We start from the raw sequence: 23,531 nt of genomic DNA on the forward strand, positions 1-23,531 counted from the left end.
TGAACCGCAAGGAGCGCTTCTACACCGGCACGGTCTTCCCCGCCATCGTCACCGGTCAGCTGTCAACCGCGCCAAGAAGGTGCTGGGACCGCGCTTCGTCACGAAGTACGGCACCAAGCAAGGGATGCTCGTCCTCAGCAAGCAGGTTCCGCTCGGAGTAGGCGGCTTGCTCGGAGGCACGGGCAACCACTTCTTTGCCCGGCTGACCATCCGCTCGGCGCGCAAGATTTTCGGTGCCCCTCCGGCTGCCTGGCGCGAGCTTGGCTCGTTGCCGACGGTGCCTGCTGAGGACTGAGCAGGCGGTCACGAGAAGACGAGTAGCCTCGCGGCAACTCGCACCGTCACCGCCGGGAGACTCCGCCATGATCGACCTTCACCGAGTCCGCGCCATCCTCGAGGAGGCCGGCGACGTCGTCGCCCAGCTCGACGGCGTCGAGCTCGACGAGACCAAGGCTCTCGAGAACAGCCAGAGCAAGTCCCTCGATAGGCAGCAGCGGGCGGCCATGTCGCAGTCGCTCAACCAGCTCGCCGACCGGCTGCAGCTCGCTAGTGCGCTCGTGCGGAACGAGTACTGGGTGGCTCGCGGGGCGAGCAACCCCCTGCAGTGACGTCGAGCGAGGGCGCTGGAACGGACGTTGCCAGCGGAGTCGCCTTTCCGGGTTCGAAGGCGCGCAGCTTATGCGGACCGCAGTCTCAGCGCGTTGGTGATGACGCTGACCGAGGACAGCGCCATGGCTGCGGCTGCGAGCATGGGCGAGAGCAGCCATCCGAACGCTGGGTAGAGCAGGCCGGCGGCGATGGGGATCCCGATCGCGTTGTAGCCGAAGGCGAGCCACAGGTTGGTGCGGATGTTGCTCATGACCGCGCTCGAGAGTCGGCGCGCGGTGACGATCCCGCGGAGGTCGCCGCGGAGGAGGGTCACACCGGCTGCCTCGATGGCGACGTCGGTGCCGGTGGACATCGCGAGGCCAACGTCCGCCTGAGCGAGCGCGGGGGCGTCGTTCGTGCCGTCGCCGGCGAAGGCCACGACCCTGCCTTCGGACTGGAGGCGACGCACGACCTCGGCCTTGGCGTCGGGGAGGACCTCGGCCTCGACCCGGTCGACGCCGAGGGTCGAGGCGATGGCGGCAGCGGTGACCCTGTTGTCGCCGGTGACCATCACGATCTCGATGCCGGCTCCGCGCAGGTCGGCGAGTGCTTCCGCGGTGGACTCCTTCACGCGGTCGGCGATGCCGATGGTGGCGACGAGTCGGCCGTCGATGGCCACGAAGACGGTCGTGGCGCCCTGTTGACGCAGTCGGTCGGCCTCGGTCGAGAGCGGGCTGCTGTCGACGCCGCGAGCGTCCAGCAGGCCAGCGGACCCCACTGCGACCTCGTGGCCATCGGCGGTGCCGCTCACCCCCTTGCCGGCGACGGCGTCGAAGTCGGCGAGGGGCGGCAGCGAGCCGCCGGCGTCGCGCTGCGCTGCCAGGATGGCTGCGGCGAGCGGGTGCTCGGAGTGCTGTTCGACCGCCGCTGCGAGGCGAAGCACGGAGGCCTCGGTCCACCGCTCGCGGCTTGGGGTCGCCTCACCGTCCTCGGGGGCGAGGACGACCGCGGTGACGGCGGGCCGCCCCTCGGTGAGGGTGCCGGTCTTGTCGACGGCCAGAGCGTCGACCTTGTCCAGGCGCTCGAGCGCCGCAGCGTCCTTGACCAGCACGCCCAGGCGTGCGCTCCGCCCGACGCCGACCATGACCGACATCGGCGTGGCGAGTCCGAGGGCGCAGGGACAGGCGATGATCAGGACGCTCACCGCGGCGACCAGTGCGTGCGCGAGGCGGGGCTGCGGTCCGACGGTGAGCCAGATCAGGAAGGCGGCCCCGGCGACGACGATGACCGTGGGCACGAAGACGGCCGAGACCTTGTCGACGAGCCGCTGGATGGGCGCCTGGGATCGCTGAGCCTCAGCCACCATCGACACGATGCGGGCCAGCATGGTGTCGCCCCCGACGGCGCGCGCCTCCATCAGCAGGCTTCCACCGGAGGTGAGGGTTCCCCCGACGAGGGTGTCGCCGGCGGTCTTGGTCGCCGGCATCGACTCGCCGGTCACCATCGACTCGTCGACGCTGGCTCGTCCCTCGAGCACGATGCCGTCGACCGGCACCTGCTCGCCCGGGCGCACGCGCAGGCGGTCGCCGGTGACGACGTCCTCGAGTGGGACGTCCCGCTCTTCACCGTCCCGGGTGACACGCCGTGCCGTGGCTGGAGTCAGGTCGAGCAGGGCCTTGATCGCCCCGGACGTGCGCTCGCGCGCCCGCAGCTCGAGGACCTGGCCGACCAGGACGAGCGCGGTGATGACGGCGGCCGCCTCGAAGTAGACGGGCACGGCGCCGTCCATGGTGCGCACCGATGCCGGGAACAGTCCTGGGGCGACGGTGGCGACGACGCTGAAGACCCAGGCCACGCCGGTGCCCATGGCGATGAGGGTGAACATGTTGAGCCGGCCCGTGCGCACCGAAGTCCACCCGCGGACGAAGAAGGGCCAGCCCGCCCACCACACCGCCGGCGTCGCGAACAGCAGCTGGACCCAGGCCGAGGTGCCTGCCGGCACCGCGTGCATGACGGTTTCGGACAGTTCGGCGCCCATTCCGAGCACGATGACGGGCAGCGCCAGGGCCGAGGCGAGCCAGAGGCGCCGGGTCATGTCCCGGAGCTCATGGCTGGAGCCTTCGTCTCTGCGGATGACGACCGGTTCGAGTGCCATGCCGCAGATCGGACAGGGCCCGGGACCGGGTTGACGGACCTCTGGGTGCATGGGGCACGTGTACGCGGCATCCGGCCCCTCGGGGCCGGAGTGATCGGCGAGCGGGTGAGTGCGGGCCATGAGTGCATGGTACCCCCGGGGGGTACCCCTGTCCTCGCCCGTCGAGTGGGTCTGACGGGAGGAGTCGGTCCTTAGCCGTCGATCTCCGCGAGGACTCGCAGCTCGTCCTCCAGCGCGACGAGCAGGCGCTCGGCCACAGCGACGGCCTTCGGGTCCCGACCGCGATCGGCCTCGACCCGAGCGAGCTCCTCGGTGCCGCGCAGGAGCGAGGTGGCCAGGTCGATCCAGTCGCGCTCGAACGGCACGCCGGTGAGCGCATCCAGGACAGCGAGATCGCCGGCCGACGGCATGCCGGGCAGGTCGCGTCCGACCTCGTGGGTCTGGTCACCTCCGTCGTCGGCGTGGGCGTGGTCGCGCACGGTGCTAGGGACGTCCTCGTCCCAGGCGTTGAGCCTCTCGACCAGCTCCTGCACCTGGAGGTTGCGGACGAGCTGCATGTCCTCGGCGGTCCTCTGCAGCTCTCCGGTCACCGAGCGGCTCGTCAAAAGGTCGACCAGGGCGAGGAGCTGCGCGTGCTGCTGGATGGCAGCCACGGCGAACCGGAGGTCCTGGCCGTTGAACCTCGTGCCGTCGGCAGCAGTCCTCACCTCCGAGCGTCGATCCGTGTCGGCGTCACCGCAGGCCGTCAGGATGACCGCTCCGGAGGCGAGGACGATGCTCGCGGCCAAGGTCGCTGCTCGGCCGCGAGCACCGGTCGACCGGCTCACTGGCCGAGGATCGCCTTCATCGTGGCGATCTCGCCCTGCTGCCCGGTGACGATCGAGTCGGCCAGCTCCTTGGCGGCGGGGAACTCGCCCTCCTTCTGTTCGGTCTGCGCCATCGCCACGGCGCCCTCGTGGTGCTGGACCATCATCGTCAGCCACAGCCGCTCGAAGTCGGCTGCGGAGGCGTCCTTCAGCTGCGTCATCTGGCCGGCGGTCATCATCCCGGGCATCGAGTCCATGCCGGACATGTCGGACATGTCATGGCTGGCCATGCCCGACATCGCGCCGTCGGGGACCTTCTTGCCCCAGTCCTTCAGCCACCCGGTCATCGTGGTGATCTCGGGCGCCTGCGCGTCCTTGATGGCCTTGACGACCGCTGCGGTCTTCGCGCTCAGGGCGCGGCCCGCGGTGAGGTCGACCATCTCCAGTGCCTGCTGGTGGTGCGGAATCATGTTCTGCGCGAAGGACACGTCGGCATCGTTGAAGCTCGCCCCGGCGTCCACCGAGGACGAGTCGCTCATGCTGCTGTGGTCCATGCCGGCCATCGAGCCGCCGTCGGAGTCGCCGCAGGCGGCCAGCGAGCCGAGCGCAAGCACGGCGACAGAGGTGGTGAGAGCTGCCTTGAGAGGGAGCACGGGTGGAGATCCTTCCGGTCGTGGAGCAGCGGTCGTAGGGCACGACGGCTGCGTAGCCGACGATGCCCAAGGCCTGAGGACGAGTCGTCAGGCTTCCATGAAGGTTCGATCAAGATGCCGGGCGTCAGGCCCTGGGGCGCACGGCTGCTCCGGCCGGCAGGGTGAGCGTGAAGGTCGATCCCGCGCCGAGCCCGGCGCTGGCCGCGCTCAGCGTCCCCCCGTGAGCCTCGGCGATGGCCTTGCTGATGGTCAGTCCGATGCCCGAGCCCTGCGCTGGCTCGGAGCGGGCCTGCTCGGCGCGAAAGAAGCGCTCGAAGACCTGCGGGAGGTGCTCGGCGGCGATGCCGTCACCCTGGTCGACGACCTGGATGACGAGCTCGGTCGTCCCGGCCGGACCCGACGCCAGCACGGCGCGGACGGTGACGGCGCAGCCGGGGTGGCTGTGGCGGCGCGCGTTCTCGAGGAGATTCGCCAGCACTTGGGCGATGCGCTCGTGATCGAGGTCGAGTGCTGCTGCACCCGCCTCGGGCGAGATCTCGAGGGTCAGCCCGAGACCGGCGGCCTCGTAAGCAAGCCGCTGCCCCGCGATGCTCGGGGGCAGGTGCTCCTGCGCCCGCCAGGGCTGCCGGTCGAGCACGAGGCGACCCTCCTCGGCCCGCGAGACCTGCGCAAGGTCCTCGGCCAGGCGGGTCAGGCGGGCGATCTGCAGGCGGACGACCGAGGCGGAGTCGGCGTCCCACTCGGCGACGCCGTCCTCCAACCCCTCGACCCAGGCGCCGAGGGTCGCGATCGGCGTCCGCAGCTCGTGGGCGAGGTCGGTGAGCAGCCGGCGTCGGGTGTCCTCGGTGTGCTCGATGCGCGATGCCATGGAGTTGAAGGCCTCGCCGAGTCCGTCCAGCTCCGGGCCGGCGCCACCCGTGCTCACCCGAGCGGCGTAGTCGCCGTGCTGCACGCGGTCCGCGGCCTCTGCCAGCGAGGCGAACGGCCCGCGGAGCCGCGAGGCGAGCAGCCAGGTCGCGGTGACCGCGCAGAGCGCCGCGATCGCGACGGCCACGCCGAGGGAGAGCAGGCTGGCGATGCGGTAGGCCTCGTCGATGTGGTGCATCTCGGGCCCCGTCGGCGTCGAGCCCGCCTGGAGGAGGTGGTGGTGGAACAGCGGCGGGCCGACCACCGCCGCCACGGCCGCGGCCGTCAGGAAGCCTGCCACCAGCACGGCCGTCTGGGCCAGGAGAAGCCGGCCCGGCAGGCTGCGGATCGAAGGAACGGCCCATCGGGAGTGCCGCCCGCTGCCGGCCTCGGGTGCACGGCGGGACGCGGGGTCCTTCGGGGTCATCGGGACGCCATCCGGTAGCCGACGCCTCGTACGGTCTCGACGAAGCGCGGTGCGGCCGGGTCGTCGTCGAGCTTGCGCCGCAGGTGCGCGACGTGGACGTCGACGACATGCTCGTCACCGACCCACGCCTCGTCCCACACCTCGTCGATGATCTGCCTTCGGCTGAAGGCCATCGTCGGTCGGCGGGTCAGTGCCGCCAGAATGTCGAACTCGGTGCGGGTCAGGTCGACGGGGCGGCCGTCCACCTCGACGCGCCGGCCGGTGACGTCGACCCGCAGGGCCCCGTGGCTGCGCACCTCGGGTTGCTCCGAGGCGTCCGGCGCGACGGCTGCGGCGGAGAGACGAGGACGCCGGAGCACCGCCTGCACGCGCGCCACCAGCTCTCGGGTGGAGAAGGGCTTGGTGATGTAGTCGTCCGCGCCGACCGCGAGTCCGACGATCTTGTCGGTCTCGTCGTCGCGGGCGGTGAGCATGAGGACGTAGCAGTCGGAGAAGGTCCTGATCTGCCGGCAGACCTCGACGCCGTCGAGCCCCGGCAGTCCCAAGTCCAGCACGACGACCTCGGGGTCCCACCGTCTGGCATGGTCGATCGCGTCCGGCCCGGTGTGGCTGACGCCGACCTCGAAGCCGGCGCGGACCAGGTAGGCCTCCACCATGCGCGCGAGGTCGGCCTCGTCCTCGACGATCAGCACCCGTGAGCTCATGCCACCAGTCTGCCCACCCGGACCGCCGACGCGTCGGACGCCACCGGACCTCGACCAGACCTTGATCGCTTCTTCATCGTCCAGCGCTGCTGGCCTCCATCGAGGAGCTCGACGCTGGACGCATGTGGATGAGCATGACGACCGGCCAGGACGGCTGGATCGCGATGATCGTGATGATGGTCCTGATGTGGGGCGGCATCGCCCTGATCCTGCGGGCGGCCCTGGGCTCCTCCAGCCGCCGGGACCGAGGTCCGCGGTGAGCAGCACCGAGCCGTCGGCCATGCCCGCGGCCAGCGCGGCGCTGACCCGCCGGACGATGTTCGGCGTAGGCGGTGTCCTCGTCGCAGGCGCCGTGGCAGGGTGCCGCGCGACCGCCTCGCCGTCGGGGGTGCCGGAGAGAGCAGCAGCCACGACCACGACGCCGCCGGCGGGGCGCTCCGTCGTGACGCGGTCGCTGCGGGCTCGCGTGACGAGCATCGACCTGGGTGGGCCTGTGGTGCGGACCTGGGCGTACGGCGACGAGCTCCCCGCCGGCGAGCTGCGACTCAGCGCCGGCGACGTCCTCGAGGCCACGCTGCGCAACGACCTTCCCGACCCGACCTCGGTGCACTGGCACGGCATCGCCTCTCGCAACGCCAGCGACGGCGTCCCAGGTCTGAGCCAGACGGCGGTCGCGCCCGGCGCCTCCCACACCTACCGGTTCCAGGTGCCGGATCCCGGAACCTACTTCTTCCACCCGCACGTCGGCGTCCAGCTCGACCGCGGCCTCTACGCACCGCTGATCGTCGACGACCCGGCCGAGCCGGGCGACTACGACCACGACTGGACGGTCGTCCTCGATGACTGGGTCGACGGCACCGGCCGGACGCCCGACGACGTCCTCGCCACCCTGATGAGGTCCTCCGGGATGTCGGGGATGTCGGGGATGTCGGGGATGTCGGAGATGTCCGGAATGTCCGGGATGTCCGGGATGAGCAGCTCAGGTGGATCGGGCCCCTTCGGTGACGCGGGCGACGTCGCCTACCCCCACTACCTCGTCAACGGCAGGGTCGCGAGCGCGCCCAGGGCGCTTTCCGGGCGGCCGGGTGACCGGGTGCGGCTCCGGCTCGTCAACGCGGGCTCGGACACGATCTTCCAGGTGGCGCTCGCCGACCACGACCTCACCGTCACGCACACCGACGGCTGGCCGGTGCGGCCCACCGGCGCGCGAAGCCTCTATCTCGGGATGGGCGAGCGCTATGACGTGCTCGTGACCCTGCGCGACGGCGTCTTCCCCCTCGTCGCGCGCGCGCTCGGCAAGAGCGGGGTGGGCCGACTCCTCATCCGCACCGGCGCGGGCACCGCACCGGGCGTGGGACACCTGCCCCGCGAGCTCTCGGGTCGCGGGCTGATCGGCGCCGAGCTCCGTCCGATGCCCTCGGCGCGCCTGGCACGAGGAGTCGCCAGCGGCGAGACCCTCGACATCGCTCTCCATGGTCAGATGCAGCCCTACCGCTGGGGCATCAACGAAGGGCCCTTCGGGCGCAACCAGGCTCTGGTGGTCAGGGGCGGCACCCGCGTCCGCGCGACGGTGCGCAACGCCACGATGATGGCTCACCCCTTCCACCTCCATGGCCACACCTTCGCCCTCGCCGACTCGGGTCTGCGCAAGGACACGCTGCTCCTGCGTCCCATGGAGACGCGCGTCATCGAGTTCGACGCCGACAACCCCGGACGCTGGATGGCGCACTGCCACAACGCCTACCACGCTGAGGCGGGGATGATGATCGAGATGCGCTACGCCTGAGCGCGCGTGTCGGCACAGCATGCACCTAGCTGTCGCCTCCCTCGGCGTGGCGGGAACGGACGTTGTCAGCAGAGTCGCCTTTCCGTCCTGCCATTCCCATCGCCATTGAGCGGTGCTCGCGCGACGAGGCGGGGGTGGCCCAGACCTTGGGGCCGACCTTGGGGCGGATCGTGGGGTGACTGAGAAGTCCGCACACGGCCTGAGCGGAGCGAGTACAGTCCGGCACCTCGCAGGTCAGCGAAGGCTAGGCGTGAAGGCCCCTCAGGGGTCCTCTGGGGGTCAAGGGGTCGCAGGTTCAAATCCTGTCAGCCCGACCGGACGAGAAGCCCCTCTGATCTGTGAGACCGCAGATCAGAGGGGCTTTCTGCTTCTCCTGGACCGCGCCGCACGTGACTCCTCGAGGCTGTCGAGGCGTCGCAACCTCGCCACGGAGCTGGTGGCGCATCTGCGGAGCAGGTCGAGAGGCGACTGGCGAGACCAACCTCGGGCGACAGCAGCTCTTCGTGTGGAAAGGTGACGGCATGAGAGCTCGGAGCACTCGCGGGGCGGCCATCGCCGCCGCCGCACTCACGATGACTGCTGCTGTCTCGTCGGCTGCCCGCGCGGACGTCGTGCGCCACGCCGACGCTCCGGGCGACGTGGTGGTCCAGCGCCATGACGGCACGGCCCCGGCCGTCGAGTCCGCCGTGCGCAACGGCGACCTCACGAACCTCACGGTCCGCTACGACGACGACCTGCTGCAGATCGCCGCGTCGACCCGGGCCTACCGCAGCGTGCTCGACGACTTCTGGATCGTCCGCGTCCTGACGTCCTCGGGGGACACGCTGGTGCTGCGCTACTACGTCGCGGACGCGGGGCCCCAGGTCCGGGTCTTCCGCAACGGCAACCAGCGCACCTGCCGCGGCACCTACGTCGGTCGCACCCGCGCGGGGCTGATCGTGCGGCTGCCACAGTCGTGCCTGGGCCCCTCCTACCGCGTCCGCGTCGGGCTGCTGCTGCACGCGACGCCGGACGCGGCCGTCGACGGACCCACCAGCGATGACGACGCGTTCCGCACCGGCCGGGTGTCGGGCACCCACACGAGGCTCGGGCCCTGGGTGGGCCGGGGATGATCTGACCGTCTGACCGTCTGGCCGTCAGCTGCTCTGGTGCCAGCAGGGAGGCCCGATGACGGTGCCCTCGTCCTCGCCACCCCGCGGCGGCCCGGTGCCCCCGGGGGCCCGTGGTCAGGTTCAGGACAGGCGAACGCGCCTAGCGTGAGCACCGACGGTTCGAGGACGAGGAGGTCCTGGCATGACGCCCTTGCTGATGATGCCGGAGGGAGCCGAGTGGCTCGTCATCCTGGCGATCGTGGTGCTGGTCTTCGGGGCGGCGAAGCTGCCCGATCTGGCGCGCAGCAGCGGCCAGGCGCTGCGCATCTTCAAGGCCGAGGCGAAGGCGCTGCGCGACGACGACGCCGCGCCCCCGCTGGCCGACCGCTCGGGCCCCGGTGGCGCCGGCGACTCCCGCGTCGTCGACTCCGGCACCCCGGGAGTCTGAGGGCGCGTCAGGCGGCCGAGATCGCGTAGGTGGCGACGGCCCCGTACGGGTCCTGCTCGGCGACGGTCAGCAGCACCGTGTAGGTGCCGTTGGAGTAGTTCGCGCCGTCGGGGCTCTTGACCCCGGCCTCGTAGCCGGCGGCCTCGAGGGCCTGCGTGGCGGCGTCGAAGCCCGCCGAGACCGAGTCGACCTCGATGACCAGGGAGAGGTCGCCGTCGGCGAGGGTGCCGCGCACCAGGTCGCAGACGGGCGTGCCGTCCACGAGCGGGATCGAGGCCGCGACGACGTCCTGCGGGATGCAGTCCTCGGAGCCTTGCTCGCCTCCGTCCGCGGACGCGGAGGAGCTGGAGCCGGCCGAGGCGTCCGCACTCGCGCCGGACGTCGAGGCGTCGGCCGCTGCGTCCTCGCCGTCCGAGGAGGAGCAGGCGGCGAGCGGGAGCACGGCGAGGAGTGCGAGGGAGGCCAGAGCGGGGCGGAGGTTCACGAGATCAGCCTTCGGTTCGGAGGACGGGCAGGCCGGTTGGACACCCGACCCCGTCAGGCTCTCGGAGCGATCTTGAAGAAGTCTTTCCGCCGCCGGCGCGGTGGATGTGACGCCTGTCGCCGACCGAACCACCGCCGGACGCCCCGGGCAGCATCGCGCCGAGGGGGCGCCGGTGGCAGCGTCAGGACGTCGGCCCCACGCCTCCCCGGGGCTCGGCACTCGGGTGGCCGACCTCCCTGTCGCGGCCCGAGGCGTGGCCCTCGCCGCCCGGCGGCTCGAGGGCCACGCCGTTCCGAGGTCGAGGGGACGCCTCAGGACTCCAGGCGGGCTCGTGCCGAGGTCCGGGCCTCCGAGAGGGGGAGCGGCTCCCCGGCCTGCTGCAGGCCCATGACCGGCATGTTCGCGTAGATCGCCTCGTAGGCCCCGGCGGCCACCTGGAAGGTCTCGTGCCAGATCCCGGCGCCTCGCTGGTCGGCCTCGGCGAGCCGGTTCCAGGCCCGCCACACCGGGGCGTGCCGGGCCTGCGGGTTGCGGGCGTAGTGCTCGAGCGCCTCGAAGGAGCGCCAGTACTGCACGATGACGCCGTCGCCGGGCGGCCCGTGGACGGCGTACCCGAGCAGGCCATGGGCCGGGTCGGTCTCGAGCTCGGCGAGCATGTGCACCATCTCCAGCAGGAGGTCGGTGACCTCGCCGCCGACGCCGGGATCGTGGACGCGCGCGCCGAGGAGGAAGACGACGAAGTCGCCGTCGAGGCGGGCCGTCCACCGGCCGGGCTGGGGCTCCATGACCGCAGCCTCGCAGCGTCAGCGATCCGCGTCCACGGGTCCGGGGGTCAGCTGCCCGGCACCTTCTCCGCATCCAGGTGCCATGCGCCGCCCTCCGTGACCAGCGTGTAGGTGACGGTCCGACCACCCTGGTCGTGGGCGACGACGGCCGTGGAGCCGTCGTTCGAGGTGACGTCGTAGGCCCCCGAGACCCCGTCGACGCCGTACTTCTTCGCCAGCTCGCCGGCGTAGCGGACCGTGTCGGCGCACGTCGAGCCCGCGGGGAGACCACCGAGGCTGACGGTCTGCTCGATGCTGTAGGCGGTGTAGCGCTTCGTCTGCAGCGGGCAGGCCGTGGCGCCGTCGCCGTCCTGGAAGGCCTGCAGGATCGTGCGGAGCGCCGCCACCGGGTCCCCGGCCTCCGCCACCGGGCTCGCGTCGGCCGACGAGGGAGTGGTAGGCGCCGCGGAGGACGCCGTCGGGCTCGGGTCCGGGTCGGACGCGGAGGCGGGGGAGTCGTCTCCGCAGCCGCTCAGGCCGGCCAGGAGGAGCAGACCGGCGGTGGTCGCGAGCAGGCGGGAGGGGGTCGAGTGCGCAGTGAGTCGGATCATGTCCGGCAGCCTCGGGCCTCAGCCTTGGAGAAGTCTTTCGGCCGAGGGGAGGTGCGGAGACCCGCGGACGCCGGGGCCGCAGCTCGCCGGCGCCGAGCTCAGCACCGCGGTGGGTCAGAGACCCGCCGCGCGCAGGGCGTCGCCGATCCGCGGGGCGAGGGAGTGGATGTAGGTGCGGGTGACGTGGGAGCCGTCGCGGTAGATGCCGACGTTGCCGATGACCGCCGGGCAGGTGCTCGAGGGGCACAGCCATGGCACGGGGTCGATCCACAGGAGCGGGGCGGTGCGGGCTCCGGCGACGGTGCGTCCGCGCATGGCGGGGGTCACGTCGAGCGCCTTCGCGGCGCGGACCGCCTCGACCTGGGCGGCGCGGCCGGAGTGCTGGACGCCGACGGTGCGCTCGAAGGAGCAGGCCGACAGGCGCGTCGGGTTCTTCGCGATGCAGCTCGGCTCGCGGATCATCCGGCCGTCACGGGTGGGCTGCGGGTTGTCGGAGATCACCGCGACCCGGTTGCCGGAGGCGATCCAGGTGGACCACAGCCGCTGGAGGCCCTTCACCATCGCCGCACGGCTCTGGGTGCCGCCGCCGTCGGGGAGGGCCGTGGTGGCGCTGCTGTCGGTGAGGATCAGGTCGACGGGCCGGCGCGCCAGCTCGGCGCTGACGCGGCGCACGTACGTGCGGCAGCTGGTGTACGCGCGGCCCTCGAGGGTGACGGTGGCGTCGACCGCCGAGCAGGCCGACTTGGTGTAGACGAGGATCCGCAGCCGACGCTGGGTGGCCAGGCGCTGCAGCGCCGGGGTCCACTGCCCGACCTTGGAGTCGCCCACCACCGCGATCGTCGCGCGTGCCCGGGACGCTGCGACCCCGTAGGCGCAGCCCGTCGGCGTGGAGGAGGTCTGACTGACCTGGCAGCCGTCGGCGTACAGGTCGGGCTTGTCCTCCAGCGCCGCCGAGCGAGCCGGGACGACGGTGGTGCTGCTCGTGGTGACGGCGTCGCGGGCCTGCTCGGGGTCGCGGCCCAGGGCGGCGCCGCCCGGGTGTCCCGCGGTGGCGCGGGCGTCGGCCGACGCGCTCGCGTCGGACTCCCGCAGGCCCGCCTCGGAGCCGCTCCTCGACCCGGCGTCGGAGCCGCCGCCGAGACCGCAGCCGGCCAGCAGGGCCAGGACCAGGCCGGCCGTCAGCACAGCGGCGGCCGGACGGGAGCGACGACTCAGGCGGGAGGGACGCATGCCCCGACGGTAGCCCGATCCCAGCCGGAGGCGGGGATCGGTCGGCCCCCAGGCACCTCGGCGGCGGCTCACGCGGGTCGGGGGAGGAGCACGGTGACGACCATGGCGTCGCCGTGGTCGCAGGGCGGCACGGGGCCGCGTCGGGCCACGGCGACCTGATGGACCCCGGCGCAGCACAGCCGCAGCTCTCCGTCGAGACGGCCGACGAGCTCGGCGACGATCGCGAGCCCGAGGCCGGATCCCGGACGCGAGCGGGCCTGCGGGGCTCGGTGGAAGCGCTCGGTGGCGCTGGCGAGCAGCTCGGCGGACATGCCGGGCCCGGCGTCCTCCACCCTCAGACGCACCAGAGGCCTCGGCCGGTGGTCCCCGTGCTCGTCGAGGGCCTCGACCGAGACCTGCACCGGCTCCGCGCCGTGCAGGCGTGCGTTGAGCAGCAGGTTCGCGAGGATCCGCTCGTGCACCTCCGGGGCGCCCGCCACCAGCAGCGGCGCCTCGCCGCCCGGCTGGACCGCCCGCGGCTCGAGCGCCCTGACCACCTCCAGGAGGTCGGTGGACCCGTCGGTCTGCGCCGTCGGCGAGAGCAGGTGCTCGGCCAGCGCGGTGAGGCGGGCGACGTCGGTGGTCAGCTCCTCGAGGACGGCCTCGTGCTCGGCGACGCTGCGGGTCCGGCGCCGGGCGAGCTGGAGCCGGGAGGTCAGCAGGGTCAGGGGCGTGCGGAGCTCGTGGCTGGCGTCCTGCACGAACCGTCGCTCCCGCGCGAGGGCCTCGTCGAGCGCCTCGAGCATCGCGTTGAGGGTGTGCCCCAGGCGCACGACCTCGTCGTCGCGGCGCTCGGGCACCTCGAGGCGACGCTCGGTGGCGCCCGCCGCGATCTCCCCGGCCCGGCGCCGGTACCGCTCGACGGGCGCGAGGGCGGCGCGCGCGAGCCGGTCGCCGACGACGCAGGACACGACCAGGCAGGCCAGCCCGGCCACCAGCAGCTGGACGAGCAGCTCGCGCAGCGCCTCGTCGCGGTGGTCGCGGCGCACCGCGACGACCAGCCAGCGGTCCCCGCCGAGGTCGGTCAGGCGCAGCCGCGCGGCGGCGGCGTCGGCGGGCAGCAGCGGTCCGACGTCGACCAGGCGCGTGCCGCCGTCGGGCAGCCGGCCGGCCTCGACCAGCGGCTCGGTGGGGGCGCCGGTGCCGGCGGCGAGCACGAGCCCGGTCCGGTCGAGCACCTGCCACGGCAGACCGGTGGCGTCGGCGGCCGTCGTCTCGGAGACCCGCCCCTGCGGTCCGACGAGCGGCGCCACGGCGGAGCTGGCGCGGGCCAGGTCGGCGTCGAGTCCGCGGTCGAGGGCGTACTCGACGCGCCAGTACACGAACCCGCCGGCCAGGGAGAGGACCAGCAGCATCGCCACGGCGAACCCGGCCACCAGCCGCACCCGCAGCGGCTGACGACGCAGCCGGTCGCCGACGCGGGCGCGGACGGCGCTCACCCGGTCTCCAGGCGGTAGCCGGCGCCGCGCACGGTGGTGATCGAGCGGGTGCCGAAGGGGCGGTCGACCTTGGCCCGGATCGTGGCGAGGTGGACGTCGATGACGTTGCTGCGCAGGTCGGTCTCCCCGTCCCAGACCTCCTCGAGGATCCGGTCGCGGCTGACCACGCGGCCCGCCTCCCGCGCGAGCAGGTGGAGGATGTCGAACTCGCGGGTCGAGAGCACCAGCTCGACGCCGTCGCGGTGCACCCGGCGGGCCGCCGGGTCGACGACCAGCCCGGCGGCCTCCAGGACGCCGTCGTCGTCGGTGGGGACGGTGCGCCGGTGCAGGGCGCGCAGCCGGGCGAGCAGCTCGTCGAGGTCGAAGGGCTTGGTGAGGTAGTCGTCGGCGCCGGCGTCGAGACCGCTGATGCGGTCGCGCACCTCCCCGCGGGCGGTGAGCATGAGCACCGGCACGGAGAGCCCGCAGGCGCGCAGGCGCGCGACCAGCGCTGCGCCGTCGAGGCCGGGCAGCATGCGGTCGAGCAGCACGACGTCGACGGAGGCGGGGGCGTCGAGGAGCCGGGCGAGCGCGGCGAGACCGTCGTGCTCGACCTGCACCGGCCAGCCGACCTCGCGCAGCGTGGCGGCCAGCAGCGCGGCCAGCCGGACGTCGTCCTCGACGACCAGGACCCTCATCGTCCACCTCCCGCGCGCACGCTAGCGCCGGCAACGTGAAGGGGACATGAACGCCCGAGCCGCCCGCCGTTCATGTTCCCTTCATCCTCGGTTTCCTAGCGTGCGGAGCATGATCGACTCCGCCCTGCTCGACGTCGTCGGCCGTCTCGGCCTCGACCTGCTCGTGCTCCTCGCCCTGCTCGGCCTGCGCCACCGCGGCCGGCCGCTCGCGCCCGAGATGACGCTCGTCCTGGCCGCCCTCAACGTGGGCCTGTTCGCCGCGATCGCCGTCATCGGGGTCGGCGACTTCCCCACCGGCGTCGGGTTCGGCCTCTTCGGCCTGCTCAGCCTCGTCCGCCTGCGCAGCGCCGCCTTCTCGCTCGCCGACGTCGCCTACACCTTCGCCGCGCTGGTGCTCGCGCTCGTCAACGCCCTGCCGGGGCGCGACGTGCCGATGGTGGTCCTGCTGGACCTGGTGATCCTGGCCGGCGTGTGGGTCACCGACGACGCGCGCCGTCGTCCTCCGACGCACCGCGTCCGCGTCCTGCTCGACCGGGCCGTGGCCGACGAGGGCGCCGCGCGGGCGCTGCTGGCCGAGCGGCTCACGGCCGTGCCGATCGCCGTGGTGATCGAGGACGTCGACATCGTGCGCGACACGACGCGGGTCAGCGTGCTGCTCCCCGGCGGCGCGGCCTGGTCGACGCCGTCGATGCCGCCCGAGGCGATCGATCCGGAGCTGGACGCGACCGTCCTGGACGCCCGGGGTCCCCGATGATCGCCCGCGCGCTGCACGCCCTCGAGCCGGTCGACCTGGCGAGCGTCGACGCCGCCGCCGCGCTGCAGGAGCGGGTCGACCGCAAGTACCTGGTGCCGATGCCCGACGCCGCCGCGCTCGTGGACGCCCTCGCCGGCGACCACCGGGTGCTCGAGATCGCCGGGAGGCGCTCGACCTCCTACCGCTCCCGCTACGTCGACACGCCCGACCTGCGGCTGTGCCGCGACCACCTCCAGGGGCGCCGACGCCGGTGGAAGGCCCGGACGCGTCACTACCGCGAGGACGGCCTGGTGCGCTTCGAGGTGAAGGTGCGCGGTAGCGCGGGGGAGACCCTCAAGCACGCGCTCGTCGTCGACGCGCTCCGCTCCGGTCGGCTCGGCGCGCAGGAGCGGGAGTTCCTCGCCGCGGTGCTGGGCTGCACCCCGACCGAGCTGCCCGTCCTGGCGGCGGTGCTCGACGTCGACTACCGCCGCTCCACGCTGGTGGACCTCGACGCCGGCCGACGCGTGACGATCGACCTCGACCTGCGCTCGCAGGCCGCGGCGCCCGGCGTCGCGACGCTGCTGGACGGCGAGGTGGTGCTCGACCCAGGCACCGTGATCGTCGAGACCAAGGGCGGCCGGCGGCCGGCGACGGCCGACCTGCTGCTGCGCGAGGCCGGTCACCGGCCGGTGGCGCTGAGCAAGTACGCCACCAGCGCCGCGCTCCTGGCGCCGACGCTGCCGGACAACCTGGTCCGCCCGCTCCTGCGTCACGGACTCCGGACGGTCCCGGCCGAGCGGAGGGCGTCGTGAGGAGGATCCCGAGGCGCTACCTCGTCGTCGTGCTGATCGCGGTGCTCGCCCTGGTCGGGGGAGCGGTGGGATCGTCCGCGCTCTCCGGGCCCGCCCACCTCTCGGCGAAGGACCGGATCGCCGCCGACCCGCCGCCCCCGCTCTACTCGGCCGCCGCGATCGCCCCGACCGCGGCGCTGATCGACCCGCAGCCCGCCCGGGCCCGCGCGCTGCTGCGCGCGTGGTGGGCCGCGCACGGGACCGCTCGCGACGACGCCGCCTTCGTCACCTGGGTCGAGCGGGTCTTCCCGGCGCCGCCCTCGGACGCCGCGCGACGCCGGGAGCTGGTCGGACTGACGCGGCTGCAGGCCGAGCGCACCCCCGCGGGCGTCGCCGCGGCCACCTGGCTGGAGGCCCACGGCAAGAAGGACCTGTGGAGGCTGGCCGCGCACGACCAGGCCGAGCTGCTCGACCCGACCGCCGCGACGACGCGGAAGGCCGACGAGAAGGCGCTGCTGCGTCTGAGCAAGACGCTCGCGGACGGCCTGGGCACCTCCTTCGGGGTCTCCGCGCCCTACGTCCTGCGTCCGAGCCTGCGGCCCGACCACGTCGTGCGTCCGGGCCAGAGGTGCCCGTGCAGCTACCCCTCCCGACACGCGGCCGCCGCCGCGGCGTCCCGGACGTTCCTCGGGACGCTGGACCCCGAACGTGACGGCGAGTACCGATGGTGGCAGCAGCAGATCGACTGGTCGCGGATCTACATGGCCGGGCACGTCCCGTCGGACGTCGCGGCCGGGACGCTGCTGGGCGACCTCGTGGGCGACTACTGGCTGGTGACGCGCGCCGGGGTCGCGCCGGGGCAGGTCTGATCCCGAGACGCAGGACCGCGGTCGCCGGCTGGAGGGGCCGACGACCGCGGACTCGTGACCCGGCTGCGGGCTCAGCCCAGGGTGGCCGACAGGTGTGTGAGGGCGGCGTCCTCGGTGGTCTTCGACGGCGAGCTGGCACGCACCGAGGCGAGGACGGGGTCGATCTCCTGGTCGACGTAGGTCCAGGCCTGGCAGTCGGCCTTCGTCAGGGCGTCCTGGCGGTCGTCCCAGGCGGTCTCCAGCGCCGTGGCGGCCTTGCCCGCCCCGGCGGCGTCGCCGCCGTCGACGGCCGTGCGGACGTGGCCGGTCAGGGCGGAGAGGCGCGTGAGGTCCGCAGCCGGGAAGTGCTCGACCAGCAGCCGGTGGGCGGCGGCGTCCGAGGCCGGCGCGGTCCCGCTGCTGCAGGCGGGCGTGTTGCCCTCCTCGGCGTCGAGGGCGTTGACGTGCGGGCGGCTGTCGGTCCACACGAGCAGGCCGGCGGTCGCGACGGCCATGACGAGCAGCGCGACGAGTCCGGTGCGCTCGCGTCGCGGACCGGCGGAGACGACCGCGGGCGCGGTCTCCGCGGTCTGCGAGTCGCCGTCGATGACGTCGACCTTCGTCACCGTGAGGTAGACGACGGTGGCGAGGATGGCGCCCAGGAAGACCAGGCTGGTGCCCAGGGTCCCGAGGCCCAGGCCCTGCTGGCTGCGCGGCGAGGCCAGGAAGTCGCCGATGTTGGCACCCAGGGGTCGGGTGAGGATGTAGGCCACCCAGAAGGTGAGCACCGGGTTGGCGCCGAAGCGCCACAGGGCCGCGGTGAGCGCGATGAGGGTGGCGGGCAGGAGGATCGAGACGCCCGGCCCCCAGCCGGTGAGGGTGAGCGTCCAGTCGCCCGTGGCGGTGCCGAGGGCGAAGGTGACCAGGACGGCCAGCCAGTAGAACGCCTCGCGGGGCAACGTGACGATGGAGTGGATGCTGAGCGTGCGCTCGCGGGCGTACCAGATGCCGAACACCACGGCGAGCAGCACGGAGAAGACGGTGCTGCTGATCCACAGCGGCACGGCGAGCTGGTCGGTGAGGATGTCGGTGTAGAGCGTTCCGGTGACGCTCACGACGACGACGGTCAGCCAGTAGATCCCCGGCACGTAGCGCGACGAGCGCAGCTGAGCGGTGAGCACGGCGACGAAGACCACCGTGAACAGGATCGTGGTGTTGGTGAGGCCGAAGCCGAGGGTCTCGTTGACGTAGTCGGCGAACGACTCGCCGACCGTGGTGCAGAGGATCTTGATGATCCAGAACCACAGGGTGACCTCGGGGACCTTGTTCAGCAGGCGGTGCGCGTCGGAGCGGCGCAGGGTCGTGGTGCTCATGACGGGGAGTGTTCGCGCTCGTCCTGACAGGACGCTGACACCGCGAGAGGCGCCAGACGGGCCGACGCCAGCGTCCAGCCCAGGCCGATCAGCAGACCCCCGACGACGTCACTGGTCCAGTGGTAGCCGAGGTAGAGCCGGGAGGCGCCGACGGCCAGGGCCAGCAGGGCGCAGACCAGCACGAGGGCGACGCGGCGGGCGCCGGCCAGGGTCGGCCCGAACACCAGGACCACGAGGGTCATCAGGACGGTGGTGGTGAGCGTGTGGCCCGAGGGGAAGGACCAGGCGTGGTCCACCGCGCCGCCGGGGATGCGCAGAGCGGCGCCGGGGCGAGGCCGGTGCACCGCGAGCTTGAGTCCGAACGTCTGCACGGCGGCGCCGCCCATGGCGAGCGCGACGAGGACGGCGTCCTGCCGGCGTCTGCGGACCCAGCTCCAGGCGAGCAGGAGGAGGGCGAGCGCGCCGACCGAGACCTCGCTGCCGACGGTGGTCAGCGCCCAGGCCAGCGGCGTGAGCGCGGAGGATCGGTGGTCGACGATCCAGTCGGCGATCCCCTGGTCGAGGGAGTGGGCGGGGACGTGGACCGGACTGGACGCGAGTGGGAGGGTCGGCACCACGACACCCTGGGCGGCGGTGCTGTCAGGAACCTGACAGGCGGCGCGCGATGTGATGGGGCCGCGGGCGGATCAGCCGCGGCGAGGAGGGGAGCGCAGGTGCGGGTGCTGGTGGTCGAGGACGAGACGCGCCTGGCGGCCGCCCTGCGCGCCGGACTCGAGGGCGAGGGCCACGCCGTCGATGTCGCCGCCGACGGCGCCGAGGCGCTGTGGTTCGCCGAGGAGCACGCCTACGACGTCATCGTGCTCGACGTGATGCTGCCGGTGCACGACGGGCTGGAGGTCTGCCGCCGGCTCCGAGCCCGCGAGGACTGGACCCCGGTGCTCATGCTCACCGCCCGTGACGCCGCCGCCGACATGATCGACGGCCTCGACGTCGGCGCGGACGACTACGTCACCAAGCCCTTCGCCTTCGACGTGCTGCTGGCCCGGCTGCGCTCCCTCGCGCGGCGTCGGGTCACCGAGCGTCCGGCGGTGCTGAGCGTCGGCGACCTCGAGCTCGATCCGGCGGCCCGGGAGGTACGACGCGGCGGCGTGCCGGTGGAGGTGACCGCGCGGGAGTTCGCGCTGCTCGAGCTGCTGCTGCGCAACCAGGGCCTGGTGCTCTCCAAGGCCCAGGTGCTCGGCGCGGTCTGGGGCTTCGACTTCGACGGCGACCCGAACGTCGTCGAGGTCTACGTCGGCCGGCTGCGGCGCAAGGTCGACCGGCCGTTCGGCACGGAGACGATCGAGACCGTGCGTGGTGCCGGCTACCGGCTGGGAGCTGCCCGGTGAGCCGACGTCCGGGTGGGCTCGCACGTCGGCTCTCCCGCCGGCTGCGGGTGCAGGTGACCGCCGCGGCCGCCGGCGTCACGCTGTTGGCGGCGCTGGCCGGCGCCGTGGTGTTCCTCGGCGCTCTGAACGAGAGCCTCGAGTCCTCGCTGCAGGAGGGCGCCGCCCAGCAGGCGTCGTCGGTCGCGGCGCGCCTGTCCGGCGGCGCCGACCCGGCGGCGGCGGTCGCCTCCGGCAAGGACGACGTCGTCGTGCAGGTCGTCGACGCGCGCGGCCGGATCCTCGCCACCGACCATCCCGAGGTGCGCCGGGCGCTGGCGCGCGGCGTCGGCGACCTCACGGGTGTGGACGTGCCCGCGCTCGGCGACAGCTTCTCGGTGGTCACCGTCGACGCCGGTCAGGGTCGGCTCGCCGTCGTCGGCGTCGCGGAGGAGGGCCTGCGCAGCGCGATGCGCACCGCGCTCGGCCTGCTGGTGCTCGGCGTGCCCCTGGCCGTCCTGCTGGTGTGCGGCGTGGTGTGGGTCGCCGTGGGCAGGGCGTTGCGGCCCGTCGAGCAGATGCGCTGCGAGGCCGCCGAGATCACCGCGGCCCACCTGCACCGGCGGCTGCCCGAGCCGGCCGGCGACGACGAGATCCCGCGGTTGGCGGCCACGCTCAACGCGATGCTCGAGCGCATCGACGAGGGGCAGCGTCGCCAGCGGCAGTTCGTCTCCGACGCCTCCCACGAGCTGCGCTCGCCGCTGGCCACCCTGCGCCAGGTCGCCGAGGTGGCTCGGCGCCACCCCGACGCCATCACCGTCGACGCGCTCGCCGAGGACGTCGGGGAGGTCGAGGCCCGCATGGAGGCGCTCGTCGCCGCCCTGCTCACACTGGCGCGCCTCGACGACGGGGGCCCGGCGCGCGCGCGTCCGGTCGATCTCGACGACGTCGTGCACCGCGAGGTCGACCGGCTGCGGGCGACCCCGACGGCGGTGCGGATCGACCGGTCCGCCGTCGGCGCCGGTCAGGTCGACGGCGACGAGGTGCTGCTCGGCCAGGTCGTCGCGAACCTGATGGCGAACGGCGCCCGCCACGCGCGGAGCCGGATCGTCGTCGCGTTGCAGGAGCGCGACGACGCGGTCGTGCTCACCGTCGACGACGACGGTCCCGGCATCCCCGTGGCGGACCGCAGCCGGATCCTCGACCGCTTCGTGCGGCTCGACGACGCCCGCGCCCGCGACGCAGGCGGCTCGGGCCTCGGGCTGGCGATCGTCGCCGACGTCGTCCGCGTGCACGGCGGGCAGGTGCGGGTGGACTCCTCGCCCGCGCTCGGCGGCGCACGGATGGTCGTCGAGCTGCCGGTCAGCGGCTCTCGCTGATCCGGCCGATCCGCAGCGACCTCAGCGCGCGGCGGCGGTGCGCCGCAGCAGGCGGGAGTAGAGGGCGTCGTGGTCGGCGAGGACGGTGGACCACTCCATGCCGGTCGGCGTCCGGGTGCTGCGCTCGCGGAGCCGGGCGGCCAGGGCGGGGTCGAGGGCGAGGCGGGCCAGGGCGGCGGTGATGCCCTCGACGTCGTCGACGAGCAGGCCCTGCTCTCCGTGGGCGAGGAACTCGCCGACCCCGCTGGCGGCCATGGCGACGATCGGGACGCCCGCGCACCGGGCCTCGAGCGCGGCGATGCCGAAGGACTCCAGGGTCGCTGCGGCCAGGAAGACGTCCGCGCGGCCCAGCAGCGCGGCGATCTCCGGACGCGGCAGCGGACCGAGCAGGCGCACCTGCTCCTCGAGACGACGCTGACGCACCGCGGCCAGCACCTGCGCCCGCTGCGGTCCGTCGCCGACGAAGGTGGCGCGCCACGGCAGGTCGGGGAGCCGGTCGCGCAGGGCGGCGAGGGCGTCGACGACCTCGAGCGGCCTCTTGCGCGCGGCGAGCCGGCCCACGACGAGGATCTCGAAGCGGGGCTGGGGATCGTGCGCGACCTGCCAGCGCTCGGGGTCGATGCCGTTGTGCAGCACCCCGACCGCAGCACCGCCGAGGCCGGCCGCCAGCCGGTCCGCCGCGACGCGGCTCACGGCCGTCCAGGCGATCTCGTCGACGGGCAGGTGGGCCACGCGTGCCCCGGCCGCGATCACGCCGCCGTGGGCGGGCAGCAGCGAGTGCAGCGTCGCGACCCTCGGGACGTCGGCGCGACGCAGCACGCTCCAGGCGTAGGGCGAGGCGACGCTCAGGTGCGCGTGGACGACGTCGGGTCGGACCTCGGCGAGCACCGCCGCGAGTCTGCGCGGCGCGAGGGCGCTGGTGCGGCCGAGGCGGCCCGCGACGCGGACGACGTCCGGTCCGTCGGGTGCGGGCAGCCCGCCCGACGGCTCGCCGGTGAGGACCGTGACCTCGTGGCCGGCGCCGTGCTGGCGGGCGGCGAGGTCGGCGACGTGCAGCTCGATGCCGCCCAGGCGGGGCAGGTAGGAGTCGGTGACGTGGAGGATCCTCATGCCGCGCTCACCGCCGGCTCGATCGCGGGAAGCGCCTCGGGCAGGTCGGCGACGACGGCACGGCGTCGGTCGGTGCGCCACCAGTGCAGGAGGACGACGCCACCGACCGGGATCTCGGCGGCGTAGATCAGCGATCGGTAGAGCAGGACGCCCGCGGCGGCGGCCGCCGGATCGACGCCCATCAGGTGCAGCGCGCCGACGGCTCCGAGCTCGGCGACGCCGGCCGAGCCCGGGGTCACGGGGACCAGCGTGATCAGCCGCTCCAGGCCGAAGGCCACGGCGACCGCCCCGAGCGGGGCCTGGGCGTGGACGGTGGCCAGACAGGCGACGAGCAGCAGCCACTGCAGTCCGAGGTAGCCGAGCACGTAGCCGCTCATCCGGAGCCAGCCGGCGCGGATGGCGAGGAGGAGACCGCGGCGAGCGGAGACGATCCACGGGTCTCCGACGACGGAGACCGGGAGCAGCGTCGGGCCTGGACGGCCGAGCAGCGCGCGTCCCCGGTGCCAGGCGGAGGCGAGGCGGGTGGCGAGCCGCTCCGCCGAGCGCTCCGAGCGCAGCGCGATCGCGCCGCCGGCGGCGAGGGCGCCCAGGAGCACCAGCGCGCTCAGGGCGGTCGACCGCGCCCCGTGGGGCAGCACGACGCCGAGGCGTCCGGCCACCGCGACCACGCCGACGCCGACGACGAGCCGGCCGAGCATGTTCCAGGCGTTGCTGATGAGCGTGAAGGAGGCGAACTCCTCGGAGCCGAAGCCCCAGGTGCGCGCCATCGCGAACCCGAGCCCGGCGCCCGCCGCGCCGCCGGCCGGGAGCACGTTGGAGACCGCGGACCCGGCCAGGTTCAGCCGCAGCGCCCGCGAGGAGGACAGACCGGGCAGCGCCGCACGCAGCACCGGGACGTGCACCAGGAGGCCCGCGAGCCAGATCGCGACCAGGCCGATCAGGGCCGAGGGCGACGCCTGGCCGAGCACGTGGACGATGCCCGCCCAGGTGGTGCCGAGCGCGCGGGGCAGGGTCGCGAGGAGGACCAGCGTCGCCGCGGCGATGGTCGTCGCGACTCCCCGTCGGAGCAGGGCTCGTGAGGTGCGTGGCGAGTGGGTGATGAGCGGGTCCATCTCGGGCTCC

25 protein-coding genes and 1 pseudogene are annotated in these 23,531 nt (G+C 73.6%); 10 read left to right on the plus strand and 16 right to left on the minus strand.

The window, feature by feature from the left end; all coding sequences use genetic code 11:
• Positions 1 to 362 precede the first annotated feature (362 nt).
• Complete coding sequence (locus tag ACZDWJ_RS03945; RefSeq protein ID WP_463519618.1) at positions 363 to 608, plus strand: hypothetical protein; 246 nt, start codon at positions 363 to 365, stop codon at positions 606 to 608.
• A gap of 68 nt (positions 609 to 676) precedes the next feature.
• Here the strand turns inward: ACZDWJ_RS03945 and ACZDWJ_RS03950 are convergent, their stop codons facing one another.
• The 6 genes and pseudogenes from ACZDWJ_RS03950 to ACZDWJ_RS03975 form a co-directional block, all read right to left on the minus strand.
• The gene (locus tag ACZDWJ_RS03950) at positions 677 to 2,683 is read right to left on the minus strand and encodes a copper-translocating P-type ATPase (RefSeq protein WP_463519811.1); all 2,007 of its coding nucleotides are present in this window, start codon (positions 2,681 to 2,683) and stop codon (positions 677 to 679) included.
• Between the two features lie 54 nt (positions 2,684 to 2,737).
• Positions 2,738 to 2,863: pseudogene (locus ACZDWJ_RS03955) on the minus strand (heavy metal-binding domain-containing protein); the annotation flags it as partial.
• A 71-nt stretch (positions 2,864 to 2,934) separates the two neighbouring features.
• Complete coding sequence (locus ACZDWJ_RS03960) at positions 2,935 to 3,450, minus strand: DUF305 domain-containing protein (protein ID WP_463519619.1); 516 nt, start codon at positions 3,448 to 3,450, stop codon at positions 2,935 to 2,937.
• Between the two features lie 116 nt (positions 3,451 to 3,566).
• A complete protein-coding gene (locus ACZDWJ_RS03965; protein WP_463519620.1) occupies positions 3,567 to 4,202 on the minus strand; it encodes a DUF305 domain-containing protein in 636 nt (211 codons plus the stop codon).
• Between the two features lie 124 nt (positions 4,203 to 4,326).
• On the minus strand, positions 4,327 to 5,535 hold the full coding sequence (locus ACZDWJ_RS03970; RefSeq protein WP_463519621.1) for a HAMP domain-containing sensor histidine kinase: 1,209 nt from the start codon (positions 5,533 to 5,535) through the stop codon (positions 4,327 to 4,329).
• Complete coding sequence (locus ACZDWJ_RS03975; RefSeq protein WP_463519622.1) at positions 5,532 to 6,239, minus strand: response regulator transcription factor; 708 nt, start codon at positions 6,237 to 6,239, stop codon at positions 5,532 to 5,534. The genes ACZDWJ_RS03970 and ACZDWJ_RS03975 overlap by 4 nt, the downstream gene beginning before the upstream one ends.
• A 122-nt stretch (positions 6,240 to 6,361) precedes the next feature.
• Here ACZDWJ_RS03975 and ACZDWJ_RS03980 point away from each other — a divergent pair, with 122 nt between their 5' ends.
• From ACZDWJ_RS03980 to tatA, 4 genes are all read left to right on the plus strand, one after another.
• Positions 6,362 to 6,499, plus strand: a complete 138-nt coding sequence (locus tag ACZDWJ_RS03980) for a hypothetical protein (RefSeq protein WP_463519623.1) — start codon at positions 6,362 to 6,364, stop codon at positions 6,497 to 6,499.
• A 20-nt stretch (positions 6,500 to 6,519) separates the two neighbouring features.
• Positions 6,520 to 8,025, plus strand: coding sequence for a multicopper oxidase family protein (locus ACZDWJ_RS03985; protein WP_463519812.1), 1,506 nt, complete (start codon positions 6,520 to 6,522; stop codon positions 8,023 to 8,025).
• Between the two features lie 572 nt (positions 8,026 to 8,597).
• Entirely contained in the window at positions 8,598 to 9,137 is a 540-nt protein-coding gene (locus tag ACZDWJ_RS03990; RefSeq protein ID WP_463519624.1) for a hypothetical protein, read from the plus strand.
• A gap of 181 nt (positions 9,138 to 9,318) precedes the next feature.
• On the plus strand, positions 9,319 to 9,564 hold the full coding sequence (gene tatA, locus ACZDWJ_RS03995) for a twin-arginine translocase TatA/TatE family subunit (RefSeq protein ID WP_463519625.1): 246 nt from the start codon (positions 9,319 to 9,321) through the stop codon (positions 9,562 to 9,564).
• A gap of 7 nt (positions 9,565 to 9,571) precedes the next feature.
• Here tatA and ACZDWJ_RS04000 read toward each other — a convergent pair whose 3' ends face one another.
• The 6 genes from ACZDWJ_RS04000 to ACZDWJ_RS04025 form a co-directional block, all read right to left on the minus strand.
• A complete protein-coding gene (locus ACZDWJ_RS04000) occupies positions 9,572 to 10,048 on the minus strand; it encodes a hypothetical protein (protein ID WP_463519626.1) in 477 nt (158 codons plus the stop codon).
• 311 nt (positions 10,049 to 10,359) lie between these two features.
• Positions 10,360 to 10,833, minus strand: a complete 474-nt coding sequence (locus ACZDWJ_RS04005) for a DUF4188 domain-containing protein (protein ID WP_463519627.1) — start codon at positions 10,831 to 10,833, stop codon at positions 10,360 to 10,362.
• 47 nt (positions 10,834 to 10,880) lie between these two features.
• A complete protein-coding gene (locus tag ACZDWJ_RS04010) occupies positions 10,881 to 11,423 on the minus strand; it encodes a hypothetical protein (protein WP_463519628.1) in 543 nt (180 codons plus the stop codon).
• 114 nt (positions 11,424 to 11,537) lie between these two features.
• A complete protein-coding gene (locus ACZDWJ_RS04015; RefSeq protein ID WP_463519629.1) occupies positions 11,538 to 12,653 on the minus strand; it encodes an SGNH hydrolase domain-containing protein in 1,116 nt (371 codons plus the stop codon).
• Positions 12,654 to 12,721: 68 nt separating this feature from the next.
• The gene (locus tag ACZDWJ_RS04020) at positions 12,722 to 14,131 is read right to left on the minus strand and encodes an ATP-binding protein (RefSeq protein ID WP_463519630.1); all 1,410 of its coding nucleotides are present in this window, start codon (positions 14,129 to 14,131) and stop codon (positions 12,722 to 12,724) included.
• Positions 14,128 to 14,808: a response regulator transcription factor gene (locus ACZDWJ_RS04025; RefSeq protein ID WP_463519631.1), complete on the minus strand. Its 681-nt coding sequence runs from the start codon at positions 14,806 to 14,808 to the stop codon at positions 14,128 to 14,130. Before ACZDWJ_RS04025 ends, ACZDWJ_RS04020 begins: the two co-directional genes overlap by 4 nt.
• A 109-nt stretch (positions 14,809 to 14,917) precedes the next feature.
• On the opposite strand from ACZDWJ_RS04025, the gene ACZDWJ_RS04030 reads away from it, so the two are divergent.
• From ACZDWJ_RS04030 to ACZDWJ_RS04040, 3 genes are read left to right on the plus strand one after another with little or no spacing between them, the layout of a single operon-like run.
• Positions 14,918 to 15,562: a DUF4956 domain-containing protein gene (locus ACZDWJ_RS04030; RefSeq protein ID WP_463519632.1), complete on the plus strand. Its 645-nt coding sequence runs from the start codon at positions 14,918 to 14,920 to the stop codon at positions 15,560 to 15,562.
• Complete coding sequence (locus ACZDWJ_RS04035; RefSeq protein WP_463519633.1) at positions 15,559 to 16,356, plus strand: VTC domain-containing protein; 798 nt, start codon at positions 15,559 to 15,561, stop codon at positions 16,354 to 16,356. Before ACZDWJ_RS04030 ends, ACZDWJ_RS04035 begins: the two co-directional genes overlap by 4 nt.
• Entirely contained in the window at positions 16,353 to 17,204 is an 852-nt protein-coding gene (locus ACZDWJ_RS04040; RefSeq protein ID WP_463519634.1) for a phosphatase PAP2 family protein, read from the plus strand. Before ACZDWJ_RS04035 ends, ACZDWJ_RS04040 begins: the two co-directional genes overlap by 4 nt.
• A gap of 71 nt (positions 17,205 to 17,275) precedes the next feature.
• On the opposite strand, the gene ACZDWJ_RS04045 is transcribed toward ACZDWJ_RS04040, so the two are convergent.
• Positions 17,276 to 18,556 carry a COG4705 family protein gene (locus tag ACZDWJ_RS04045; protein ID WP_463519635.1) on the minus strand — a complete coding sequence of 427 codons (1,281 nt, stop codon included), beginning with the start codon at positions 18,554 to 18,556 and terminating at the stop codon, positions 17,276 to 17,278.
• Positions 18,553 to 19,170 carry a phosphatase PAP2 family protein gene (locus tag ACZDWJ_RS04050; RefSeq protein WP_463519636.1) on the minus strand — a complete coding sequence of 206 codons (618 nt, stop codon included), beginning with the start codon at positions 19,168 to 19,170 and terminating at the stop codon, positions 18,553 to 18,555. Before ACZDWJ_RS04050 ends, ACZDWJ_RS04045 begins: the two co-directional genes overlap by 4 nt.
• A 99-nt stretch (positions 19,171 to 19,269) precedes the next feature.
• Here ACZDWJ_RS04050 and ACZDWJ_RS04055 point away from each other — a divergent pair, with 99 nt between their 5' ends.
• Positions 19,270 to 19,944, plus strand: coding sequence for a response regulator transcription factor (locus ACZDWJ_RS04055; protein WP_463519637.1), 675 nt, complete (start codon positions 19,270 to 19,272; stop codon positions 19,942 to 19,944).
• A complete protein-coding gene (locus ACZDWJ_RS04060) occupies positions 19,941 to 21,299 on the plus strand; it encodes a HAMP domain-containing sensor histidine kinase (RefSeq protein WP_463519638.1) in 1,359 nt (452 codons plus the stop codon). Before ACZDWJ_RS04055 ends, ACZDWJ_RS04060 begins: the two co-directional genes overlap by 4 nt.
• A 21-nt stretch (positions 21,300 to 21,320) precedes the next feature.
• On the opposite strand, the gene ACZDWJ_RS04065 is transcribed toward ACZDWJ_RS04060, so the two are convergent.
• Both ACZDWJ_RS04065 and ACZDWJ_RS04070 read right to left on the minus strand, forming a co-directional pair.
• Entirely contained in the window at positions 21,321 to 22,409 is a 1,089-nt protein-coding gene (locus ACZDWJ_RS04065) for a glycosyltransferase family 4 protein (RefSeq protein ID WP_463519639.1), read from the minus strand.
• Positions 22,406 to 23,521, minus strand: a complete 1,116-nt coding sequence (locus tag ACZDWJ_RS04070; protein ID WP_463519640.1) for a lysylphosphatidylglycerol synthase transmembrane domain-containing protein — start codon at positions 23,519 to 23,521, stop codon at positions 22,406 to 22,408. The genes ACZDWJ_RS04065 and ACZDWJ_RS04070 overlap by 4 nt, the downstream gene beginning before the upstream one ends.
• Positions 23,522 to 23,531: the final 10 nt, after the last annotated feature.

It is taken from the genome of Nocardioides sp. B129/18, assembly GCF_055282735.1.

Coding starts and splice junctions, on each gene's coding strand:
- ACZDWJ_RS03945 (WP_463519618.1), top strand. CDS start 363: ATGATCGACCTTCACCGAGTCCGCGCCATCCTCGAGGAGGCCGGCGAC.
- ACZDWJ_RS03950 (WP_463519811.1), bottom strand. CDS start 2,683: ATGACCCGGCGCCTCTGGCTCGCCTCGGCCCTGGCGCTGCCCGTCATC.
- ACZDWJ_RS03970 (WP_463519621.1), bottom strand. CDS start 5,535: ATGACCCCGAAGGACCCCGCGTCCCGCCGTGCACCCGAGGCCGGCAGC.
- ACZDWJ_RS03975 (WP_463519622.1), bottom strand. CDS start 6,239: ATGAGCTCACGGGTGCTGATCGTCGAGGACGAGGCCGACCTCGCGCGC.
- ACZDWJ_RS03980 (WP_463519623.1), top strand. CDS start 6,362: ATGTGGATGAGCATGACGACCGGCCAGGACGGCTGGATCGCGATGATC.
- ACZDWJ_RS03985 (WP_463519812.1), top strand. CDS start 6,520: ATGCCCGCGGCCAGCGCGGCGCTGACCCGCCGGACGATGTTCGGCGTA.
- ACZDWJ_RS03990 (WP_463519624.1), top strand. CDS start 8,598: ATGACTGCTGCTGTCTCGTCGGCTGCCCGCGCGGACGTCGTGCGCCAC.
- tatA (WP_463519625.1), top strand. CDS start 9,319: ATGACGCCCTTGCTGATGATGCCGGAGGGAGCCGAGTGGCTCGTCATC.
- ACZDWJ_RS04005 (WP_463519627.1), bottom strand. CDS start 10,833: ATGGAGCCCCAGCCCGGCCGGTGGACGGCCCGCCTCGACGGCGACTTC.
- ACZDWJ_RS04010 (WP_463519628.1), bottom strand. CDS start 11,423: ATGATCCGACTCACTGCGCACTCGACCCCCTCCCGCCTGCTCGCGACC.
- ACZDWJ_RS04015 (WP_463519629.1), bottom strand. CDS start 12,653: ATGCGTCCCTCCCGCCTGAGTCGTCGCTCCCGTCCGGCCGCCGCTGTG.
- ACZDWJ_RS04025 (WP_463519631.1), bottom strand. CDS start 14,808: ATGAGGGTCCTGGTCGTCGAGGACGACGTCCGGCTGGCCGCGCTGCTG.
- ACZDWJ_RS04030 (WP_463519632.1), top strand. CDS start 14,918: ATGATCGACTCCGCCCTGCTCGACGTCGTCGGCCGTCTCGGCCTCGAC.
- ACZDWJ_RS04035 (WP_463519633.1), top strand. CDS start 15,559: ATGATCGCCCGCGCGCTGCACGCCCTCGAGCCGGTCGACCTGGCGAGC.
- ACZDWJ_RS04045 (WP_463519635.1), bottom strand. CDS start 18,556: ATGAGCACCACGACCCTGCGCCGCTCCGACGCGCACCGCCTGCTGAAC.
- ACZDWJ_RS04065 (WP_463519639.1), bottom strand. CDS start 22,409: ATGAGGATCCTCCACGTCACCGACTCCTACCTGCCCCGCCTGGGCGGC.
- ACZDWJ_RS04070 (WP_463519640.1), bottom strand. CDS start 23,521: ATGGACCCGCTCATCACCCACTCGCCACGCACCTCACGAGCCCTGCTC.